The organism is Micromonospora sp. KC207, from assembly GCF_004348615.1.
In the GTDB taxonomy this organism is placed as follows: Bacteria; Actinomycetota; Actinomycetes; order Mycobacteriales; family Micromonosporaceae; genus Micromonospora.
Genome location: NZ_SMKJ01000529.1, coordinates 1 through 2,153 on the forward strand (window position 1 = coordinate 1; position 2,153 = coordinate 2,153).

Sequence of the window (2,153 nt, forward strand, 5' to 3'; positions counted from 1 at the left end):
CGCGGGAGAGGGGCAGCCGTACGCCGGGCAGATCGACCGGCGCAGCGCCGTCGGCTACCTCCCACAGGATCCGCGCACGGGCGACCAGGGCAGCGGGGGTGGCGGGCAGGTCGCCGGTGGCGACGCCGAGGGCGTTGAGGAAGGCCGTGAGCACCTCGGCCGGTGCCGGCGGCTGCCCCGGAACATCCCCGCGCAGGTCCGCATAGAGTTGGCCGTCGGGGAAGTGCCCGGCGACCCGGTGCGCCCAGTGCACGGCCAGCGCGCTCTTGCCGATCCCGGTCGTGCCGGTGAGTAGCACCGTCATCATCGCCGCGCGGGTCGCGCCCTCGGCGCGTAGGTCGTCGAGCGCGGCGCGGACCGGGCCGCGCCCGGTGAACGGCAGCACGTCCGGGGGTAGTTCCCGGGGCACGGTGGCGACCCCGCCCGGTGCCCACGGCCGGGCGTGCGGCGCGGGGCCGGGACCGTAGTCGAGCGACTGGAAGCGGTTGGCCCGGCGCCACAGCGCGGCGAACTCGTCGACGTCGCCGCCGAGCACCTGGACGATCTCGCCCACCACCTCCCACCGGGCCAGGCGGGGGCGGGCGAAGGCCGCGTGGATCGACGTCGGGTTGATGCCCCGGGGCCGCCGCTCTGCGCGGGTGAGCTGTTGCAGCCGGCGCACGCTGGGCTGACCGGCGGCGAGGTGGAGGGCGTGTAGTCGGTCGTAGAAGTCGGCGACGGGACCTGCTGGCACGAGGGGGCGGGTGAGCCGGCCCATTGGCGTTCTCCCCACATTTTGACGCTGGTCCGGAGGTGACTACCGAGTTCTACCACTCTCCGATGTTGACTCGTTGCGGTCAGTCATGTCACGGACACACTGTCAGCGACAGAGTTGACGGCCCCGGGTGCTTCCGCTGCCGTTTTGCGGCCCCGCATGCTGTGCCAAGCGCTTAGACGAGCGCCAATGTGATTTGTGGGAGGGGAACGAATGCACTTTCCGGACATCCGGCGGGTTGCCACGGTCGCCGCGTCTGCCGCGCTCGTTGCGGCGACGGTTCTGGTGGGTACCGGTCCCGCGCAGGCCGCCCCCGGGGGCGGCACCTCCGGTGGCGCGTCGGTCAGCACGGTGGCGGCGACCACCTCCACCACCGCCCGCAGCGGGCTGACCGCCGCCCAGCAGGCGAGCGACTACTGGACCAAGGAGCGGATGCGCACCGCGATCTCGGCGGACGTGCTGGTCGAGAAGGCGGGAGCCGTGACCGGCAAGGGCCTGGGGCCGACCGGGGCGGCCCGCTCCGTGCCGCCGGCCGCGCCCACCGTGGCACCTGCGGCCAGCCGCGCCAAGTCGCTGGCCAGCGGGGACATCGGCGCCAACGTCGCCGCCTCCACCACTGTCGGCAAGGTCTTCTTCTACAACCCGGCGGACGGGAGGAACTACGTCTGCTCGGCCGGTGCCGTGAACAGCTCCTCCAAGCTGCTCGTGATGAGCGCCGGGCACTGCGTGCACGGCGGCAGGGGCGGCCAGTGGATGCAGAACTGGATCTTCGTCCCGCTCTACAACTACGGTGCCGAGCCGTACGGCCGGTGGTCGGCCAAGTACCTGACCACGTTCAACGCCTGGATCAACGACAGCAACCTCGAGCGGGACGTCTCGTACATCACCGTGTACCCGAACGCGGCGGGCCAGCGTCTGGTCAACGTGGTCGGCGGCAACGGGCTCTCGGTCAACTACAGCTACACCCAGGCCGTCACCATTCTCGCCTACCCGGCGGCGCCGCCGTACGACGGCGGGTGGCAGCAGTACTGCCAGGGCACGACGTACCGCCCCGGCTCGGAGTACAAGATCGCGCTCAACTGCGGCTTCACGGGCGGCTCCAGCGGCGCGGTCTGGCTACGGCTCTACAACGACGCGTACGGCTACGTCAACGGCGTCATGAGCACGCTGAACAGTGCCGGCGTGAACAAGAGTCCGTACTTCGACACCGCGGTCATGGACGCCTACAACTCGGTCGCGGCCCGCGTCTGAGTCATCCGATCGGGTGGTGCCGCCCCCGGCCGGGATCCGACGGATCCGGTCGGGGGCGGCGCGCGTCCAAGGGGTGTGGTCGTCCGATGGGCCGGGGCGTCGAGTCCCGGTTCCGCGTCGTCGCCGGGGGCGGCGGAGAGGGGTGCGA

1 protein-coding gene and 1 pseudogene are annotated in these 2,153 nt (G+C 71.7%); one reads left to right on the plus strand and one right to left on the minus strand.

What is annotated here, in order from left to right:
* A pseudogene (locus E1258_RS33745) lies at window positions 1-757 on the minus strand (hypothetical protein); the annotation flags it as partial.
* Window positions 758-967: 210 nt separating this feature from the next.
* Here E1258_RS33745 and E1258_RS32145 point away from each other — a divergent pair.
* On the plus strand, window positions 968-2,005 hold the full coding sequence (locus E1258_RS32145) for a serine protease (protein ID WP_132407678.1): 1,038 nt from the start codon (window positions 968-970) through the stop codon (window positions 2,003-2,005).
* Window positions 2,006-2,153: the final 148 nt, after the last annotated feature.